Origin of the sequence: Moorena sp. SIO3A2 (assembly GCF_010672265.1) — a bacterium.
Classification (GTDB): Bacteria; Cyanobacteriota; Cyanobacteriia; order Cyanobacteriales; family Coleofasciculaceae; genus Moorena; species Moorena producens.
This window is the reverse complement of the sequence record NZ_JAAHHC010000106.1, coordinates 1-6,916: the sequence shown is the minus strand read 5'-3', so window position 1 is coordinate 6,916 and position 6,916 is coordinate 1. Positions and strand designations below refer to the sequence as shown.

At 41.3% G+C, this 6,916-nt stretch carries 5 protein-coding genes and 3 pseudogenes; 5 read left to right on the top strand and 3 right to left on the bottom strand.

Going from position 1 to position 6,916, the window contains the following annotated elements; all coding sequences use genetic code 11:
• On the top strand, positions 1–198 hold a 198-nt coding region (locus F6K64_RS37695; RefSeq protein ID WP_287265468.1), incomplete at its 5' end, for a transposase.
• A 14-nt stretch (positions 199–212) separates the two neighbouring features.
• Here the strand turns inward: F6K64_RS37695 and F6K64_RS37690 are convergent.
• Both F6K64_RS37690 and F6K64_RS37685 read right to left on the bottom strand, forming a co-directional pair.
• Positions 213–425 (bottom strand): annotated as a pseudogene (locus F6K64_RS37690) (nitroreductase family protein); the annotation flags it as partial.
• Between the two features lie 33 nt (positions 426–458).
• Complete coding sequence (locus F6K64_RS37685; protein WP_287267980.1) at positions 459–620, bottom strand: hypothetical protein; 162 nt, start codon at positions 618–620, stop codon at positions 459–461.
• A 341-nt stretch (positions 621–961) separates the two neighbouring features.
• Between F6K64_RS37685 and F6K64_RS37680 the strand changes: the two genes are divergently transcribed.
• Positions 962–1,858, top strand: coding sequence for a LysR family transcriptional regulator (locus F6K64_RS37680; RefSeq protein ID WP_287267978.1), 897 nt, complete (start codon positions 962–964; stop codon positions 1,856–1,858).
• A gap of 519 nt (positions 1,859–2,377) precedes the next feature.
• On the opposite strand, the gene F6K64_RS37675 is transcribed toward F6K64_RS37680, so the two are convergent.
• Positions 2,378–2,797, bottom strand: coding sequence for a hypothetical protein (locus F6K64_RS37675; RefSeq protein ID WP_287267977.1), 420 nt, complete (start codon positions 2,795–2,797; stop codon positions 2,378–2,380).
• A gap of 1,218 nt (positions 2,798–4,015) precedes the next feature.
• On the opposite strand from F6K64_RS37675, the pseudogene F6K64_RS37670 reads away from it, so the two are divergent.
• The 3 genes and pseudogenes from F6K64_RS37670 to F6K64_RS37655 all read left to right on the top strand — a co-directional run.
• Positions 4,016–4,924 (top strand): annotated as a pseudogene (locus F6K64_RS37670) (reverse transcriptase domain-containing protein); the annotation flags it as partial.
• Positions 4,925–5,029: 105 nt separating this feature from the next.
• Positions 5,030–5,641: pseudogene (locus tag F6K64_RS39310) on the top strand (HNH endonuclease signature motif containing protein); the annotation flags it as partial.
• Between the two features lie 701 nt (positions 5,642–6,342).
• On the top strand, positions 6,343–6,916 hold a 574-nt coding region (locus tag F6K64_RS37655), incomplete at its 3' end, for an RNA-guided endonuclease InsQ/TnpB family protein (protein WP_287267974.1).

Below are 6,916 nucleotides of genomic sequence, written 5' to 3'. Positions count from 1 at the left end.
TATCTTCCCGAGTATAGTCCTGATTATAACTTAATTGAATTGGTTTGGCATTCAGCAAAAGAATATATTGCCAATCGAGTTTTCAAATCAATTGAAGAATTAGAATGTTTGTTAAATCATCTTTTAAATGAAGGAGGGTTAATTATAAAATGGGTACGAAAAATAAAAAACAAAGGCAATGCTGTTATCACAGTTTAAATGCGCAACAGCTTAAAAGCACAGGCTCTTAACTTTTCTTTGTTAGCTTGCTCCTGTACGACTATAAAGCGCCAGGGTTGTAAATTGAAACCAGAAGGCGATCGCACTCCTAAGCGAAAAATTTCTGTTAAGATTTCTTTGGGAATTGGATCAGGACGAAATGAACGGGCAGCACGACGCTGTTCTATTGCTTCTTTTAATCCCATTGATGGTGATAGTTCGTTCATAGTTAGTTATTTGAAGGTTTAAAGTTGATAGGTTTAAAGTTGATAGGTTGAAGGTTTACAGGTTGAAGGTTTACAGGTTGAAGGTTTACAGGTTGAAGGTTGAAGTGTGTAGGGTGCGTTAGGGGTGCGCCTTGCCATCATTTCAACTTCGTAGCCAATAGCCCCGTAACGCACCACCGAAGGGCTCGAACTCATTTTCCACCTGGTAGTAAGCGTTGGTAAAGCCCGTCCCGTAACGCACCACTAGGTCAAACTAGATATCAATACCAAGCAAAAATTTGATATCTAGTGTTGAATAAATAAGCAATTAATTCGTACTTTATGACTATCTTTATCCTCTCAACTATAGTTTTATAAATTACCTATTAACTAGGAGCTATTACCCTGGCTAATTCTAGAATTTGGTAACGCAGTTTATGCTCTTAATTACTTGATGTTTTTACTCCATAGAAGCTTATATTACTAGCTTAGGTAGTAATTTGAATTTTGTCTAATATAATTTTTGGAGGGACTTGATACCTCGAAAGGTATGACTGATGCTATCTAACATTGAACTTAATCATCTTAAGACTTTTCTGGTCGTGGCGGAAGAGATGAATTTTGGGCGAGCTGCAGAGCGGCTTCATATTGCTCAACCGCCTCTGAGTCGTCAAATTAAACGCCTTGAGGAAAGCTTGGGGGTACAGCTTTTTCATCGTACCAAGCCCCAGATTCAACTAACTGAAGCTGGTAGGGCGTTGGTGTTAGAGGCGCGAAGGATCCTCAAGCAGGTGGATTTGGGTGTCCAAGTGACTCAGCGAGCTAGTCGTGGGGAAATTGGCCAGATTATCTTGGGGTTTGAGGGATTTTCTTCAGCTGATATTGTCCCGTTATCGATTCAAGCTTATAAGCAGCAATTCCCTGATGTACACATTGTGGCTAAGGAGATGTCAACTGGGGAACAACTTCAGGCATTGTTGGAGCAACGGATTGATTTGGGTTTTATTGTGCCTCGCAAGGTGGATGAATCACTGATGCTGGAAACGATTCTGCGAGAACCGTTGGTGTTGGCAGTATCTGAAACTCATCCCCTAGCTAGTCAAGATCAGGTGCAACTAGGTCAACTCCAGGATGAACCGTTTATTCTCGGATTAAATACGGATCAATGTGGTTTATATTCGGCGGTGATTCGTGTCTGTCACCAGGCTGGCTTTACTCCTGAGGTGAGTCAAGTAACCAATGAAACCCAACTGATGTTGGGATTTGTGGCAGCGGGTATGGGAATTGCTCTATTGCCCAATTCGATCAGACGTTTTCGTCGAGATGGGGTAGTGTATCGGTCAGTACAACCTTCTACAGCAGAGATTGTGTTAGCGATCGGATGGCGTATTACTAATTCTTGTCCTACTCTTGAGCAGTTTTTACAAGTAGTTAGAGATACAGCCAATCTGTAAGCATTCAGCCGTCAGCTGTCAGCTTTTTAATAAAAGAGATAAGTATTAAGCTGTTCAGCATTTAGATTGGGATACCTAAATTGCTCAAAGGGAACAGGGAAAAGGGAACAGGGAACAGGGAACAACCAATTTAAATGCACATCAGCTTAGAATACGGCGGTTTGCATAACTATCAGGTACACAGGATTGTTTGCCCACTTCCGACTTCCGACTTCCCTGCTCCGAAGTCCCTGCTTCCTAAAACCCAAGAATTTGTACCTAACTCAATTGCAAACCGCTGTACTCAGTCCCCAACCAGTACTTATAGTATGGTTGGGGATTTTATCCTAGTTAGTAAGGTACGAATGGTAATATCTACAACTACTTTCAGCATTAATAGCTCCAAGAGTTTAAAAAAAACTTCCGTTAGTCCAAGTTCTCCGAGAATTGAATAAGAAGTGTCTTTAGCAGAATAAACCTCTATGAGATTGTCAAACAGTAATCACAATAGATTTAATTTATTCAATAAACCTAAGATTATTAATTCTTACTCTTATCCTGAGACCATATAATAAATAAATACAATAACCATATAACAAGACTAACAAGACTTAATATTAAAGCCTCTTTATGAAACCCTAACTTATATAAAATAGTTAGAAAAATCCCAGAAACTGCCAAGATCAAATAAAAATTACTTACTCTAATCTGTTTAACCTCTTCATATATTTTTAAAAATGTTTGTCCTATAAGTGAAAGTGGTTGATCAAATATATTTCTTAGAAAATATAATGTAATTAAAAACGACAATATATATACCCAAGGGATTATCTTGTCAGTCTCAAAAAAAATAAATAATAATAGTAAGCTAAAATTGGCAACAAACCAAGATAGACCTGCTATCATTATAAAAGCTGCTATTATTTGGATTAAACCTATTATTAAAGCTAAGTAAATCATAATAACTCCTATCAATTACTTAAAGATAATGATAATCTTAGTAACTCGACACACACTAAAAATAACCCATATTTAGTTATCAGTATTTTATTTTACTTTTATGCAAATTTTTAAATATTTTTAATTTTAGGGATAGGTTGTTTAGGTTAAATCAGGTTTCTTCGATACTACGGCCAGGGTAAACGCATCTAATTTTTTTATTCCTACATATAGTGTTTATTTAATTTAATGAACACTATATGTATAAAATCTATTGTCAATAAGCACAATAATACTGGGTTTATTGAGAACTACCCCCGGTTTATTGACAAGATGCGCTTACCCTGTAACTGGTTTGCTCATTGTTGTTACTGTACCTCATAGTTATGCAAACCGTCGTAATGTTGAGTTACGTCACCTATCAGCTATCATCTATCAGCTTATGGGCGCTTGGGCAAGCTACACCGAACAGCTTTTGAATAAGTAATGCAGCGCGGTCTTGGGGGTTCCCCCATGAGCAACTGCCGTGGTTTCCCCGGAGACGAAACCTTAGAGAGGTGCGGCTCGTTCTAGCTAAGGAGCCTCCCGTAGTAGGGAGGGGTATGAGCTAGGGGCGCGAAGAGTAATCTTCAAAACCCAACTAACTGTTGAATGGTGGTGAAAGTCCACCCCTTGAAGAGACAAGTGACTCCTTATCTGGCCACACCGAGGTGGGCGGCAACCCACCAGAGTGACGCTGGCATCAGGGCGGAATCAGAGGTAAATCAGATGTGCCACACTGCCGCTAAAAGGGAGGCGACATGGGTAGATTAACAAAAGTCCTTAAAAAGTGTCTGACGGTCAAGCCGCAATCTGAAGAGAATATGCGAGACTTTATCCTTTTATTCTCACGATGCTTTCTTTCTGGTAATCGTAATCTCTGAGAAGAGGATAGGCAAAATGGTTAGAAGTTACCGCAAGAATAGTGGAGCCTTTATAGTTAGTCGGCTATGGGTAAAAGGGTTAAAAATTTTGTAGTAAGGCTCCACTATTCTAAGGTTTCATCTCCGGACTGCCCTAAATCGTCAAAACAATCTAACAGTTGGAACGAGTAAAAACGACAGCAAAAAGAGTCTGGGGAAAGGTCGAAACCTCAGTAAGTTATGCCAAACTTAATCCTCACTGTCGGGTAAGATGCAGTCGAATAACTGACTGCGGGTATCCAGAAAACACAAACTCTAGGAGAGTATAGGTAGACGCATGTCCAATAGATATAGCGACCTCTGGAAAAGTCAAAAGTGGAAAAAACTCCGCCAAGACTTATTCCGCCTACAAAAGCGAGTGTTCAAAGCGATTCGAGATGGTGACCTGAAGAAGGCGCGGTCTTTACAAAAACTGATTCTGAAATCCCGTGCAGCACAACTTTTGGCTGTCCGTCAAGTCACACAATTGAATAAAGGGAAAAAGACGGCTGGAGTTGATGGCCTGTCAAGCCTCAACTACAGACAGCGAATGGAACTGGTAGAAACATTGAACGACCATGCCTCTGACTGGAAGCATAGCCGAGTTCGTGAAATTCCAATCCCGAAAAAGAATGGAAAAGTAAGAATGTTGAAAATACCAACTATCGCTGACCGAGCCTGGCAATGTCTAATTAAGTTTGCGCTAGAACCAGCTCATGAAGCAGGTTTTAGCGGAGATAGCTACGGATTCCGCACCGGTAGATGTGCTCAAGACGTACAAAAACGCTTACAGCTACATCTAAAATCGGACAAAAACGGAATCAACAAAAGGGTGATCGAATTAGACATCAAAAAATGCTTTGACCGTATCTCACATAACTCCATAATGGAGCGCGTCATAGCCCCGGCAGCTATCAAAAAGGGAATATTCCGATGTCTTAAAGCAGGAGTAAATCCCGAGTTTCCGGAGCAAGGCACACCTCAAGGGGGAGTAGTGAGTCCCTTATTAGCCAACATCGCACTCGACGGAATAGAGGACATACACACCAGTCTGAGATATGCCGACGATATGGTGTTCATCCTTAAGCCAAAAGACAATGCTGAGAAGATACTAGACAAAGTTAAAGCCTTCCTAGCAGAGCGCGGAATGGAAATCAGTGAAGAAAAGACCAAGTTAACTAAAACGACAGACGGGTTTGACTTCCTATGAAGTTACCGTAATAATAAAGAAGCCTTTACAGGGGACAGACTATGCAAAAAAGGGTTAAAAATTATTAATTAAGGCTTCTTTATTCTAAGGTTTCGTCTCCGTGGCTGGAATTTCCTCCTCCAGAAAAACGGAAAGTTTCGGTCAATTCCCTCAGAGGAAAACCACCGAAACATCCGGAAGAAGATTAAAACTGTGGTCAACAGCTCGAATTATGGTGCTGAAATAAAAGCAACGAAACTAGCACCCATCGTGCGCGGTTGGCGAAACTACCATAGTAGCTGTGATATGAACAGCAGCAGGGATTCCTTATGGTTCATGGGCAACACTGCCCACCGAAAGTTCCGAAAGGAAAAGAAAGTAAGTCGGTATAGAGCTACAGAACTATGCAAAAAGGCATTCCCAAAAGTGGGGTACAAACAAAACCAACACGTAAACGTAAGGGGCACCAAGTCACCCTACGACGGCGACCTGGTATACTGGAGTAATCGAAATTCCCGATTATACTCCGATGCTACGTCAGAAGCTTTGAAAAAGCAAAACCATTCCTGCGGATATTGCGGGTTGAGGTTGATCGAAGACGAGGATGTACATCTTCATCACATAGATGGAAACCACGACAACTGGTCAAAAAAGAACCTATCAGCAGTTCACCAAAGCTGCCACCAGCAAATACATTGGAGCAAAAGCGAGGTGCGCTTTCCAATGGGCAGATAAACTGCCCCTGGGTCGCACCTCAGCTAAGGATATCTAGGAGCCGTGTGAGGCGAAAGTTTCATGCACGGTTCTGAAGGAGAGGTGCTCCCCGTAATAGGGGACATCGACTCTAATTGGAGCCTTTATAGTCGGAGTCGGCAGGTTATAGGTAAAAGGTTTAAGTCTTTTGTAATAAGGCTCCACTCTCTTACGGTAACTTTAAACCATGAGCGACTGGATCAAGACAACAAGTAACCATTCTTTTAATCTGAATTGAGTCTGCATGATAGCTGACCGCTAACGCCACGCACTTCAAGCAGGGTGCCCGTAGCGCATATGCTTATATGGGCTTTTCCCCAGACTTTCAATGTTATTTTAAGCTCACGGCTGACAGCTGACAGCTGTTCGCGTAGCCTGCCCGTAGCGCATATGCTTACAAATAACCTTCAACATTTACCCTTTAACTATTGTTTTTAACAAAACTCGCGGAATTCCCCAACCTCGTGCGTTGTAGGTTGGGTTAGAAGTTACCGCAAGAATAGGGCAGCCTTTATGGTTGGTCGGCTATGCATAAAAGGTTTAAAACTTATTGATTAAGGCTGCCCTATTCTAAGGTTTCGTCTCCGGGATGGATAGCGAGCCAGGAAATTCATCTTATCCCTTGACATATTACTACTAAATACATATAATATTAAGCAAGGTCGATAACAAGGTTGAGTGCAGTGAAACATAAAGCCGTCAAAGTTAGAATTTATCCCACGCAAGAACAAGTTCAAGTATTAGCTCAGCATTTTGGATGTGCTCGCTGGTGGTGGAACTATGCCTTGAATCAGTGCATAGAAACCTATAAAGAAACTGGCTTTGGGCTAAAGCAATCTGCACTCAACTCTATGTTGCCAAAGCTCAAGAAACAAAAGGAGACTGAATGGCTGAAAGATTGTTACTCTCAGGTTCTGCAATCCGTGAGTCTCAATCTTAGTCGTGCTTACCAAAATTTTTTTGAGGGAAGAGCAAAATATCCTAGATTCAAGTCGTACCATCACCGTCAATCAATCCAGTATCCTCAAAACGTAAAACAGGTAGGAGATTGCCTTAAATTCCCTGGAAAACTAGGAATTGTCAAGGCAGTAATTCACCGACCACTGGATGGAGAATTTAAAACTGTGACAGTCAGTAAAACTCCTTCCGGAAAATATTATGCTTCTGTGTTAATGGAGTACGAGGGTGATGGAGTGAAGCTGTTAAAGAACGGAGGTGCGCTTGACCTAGGCGAATTTAATTCGCCTAGGTCAAGCA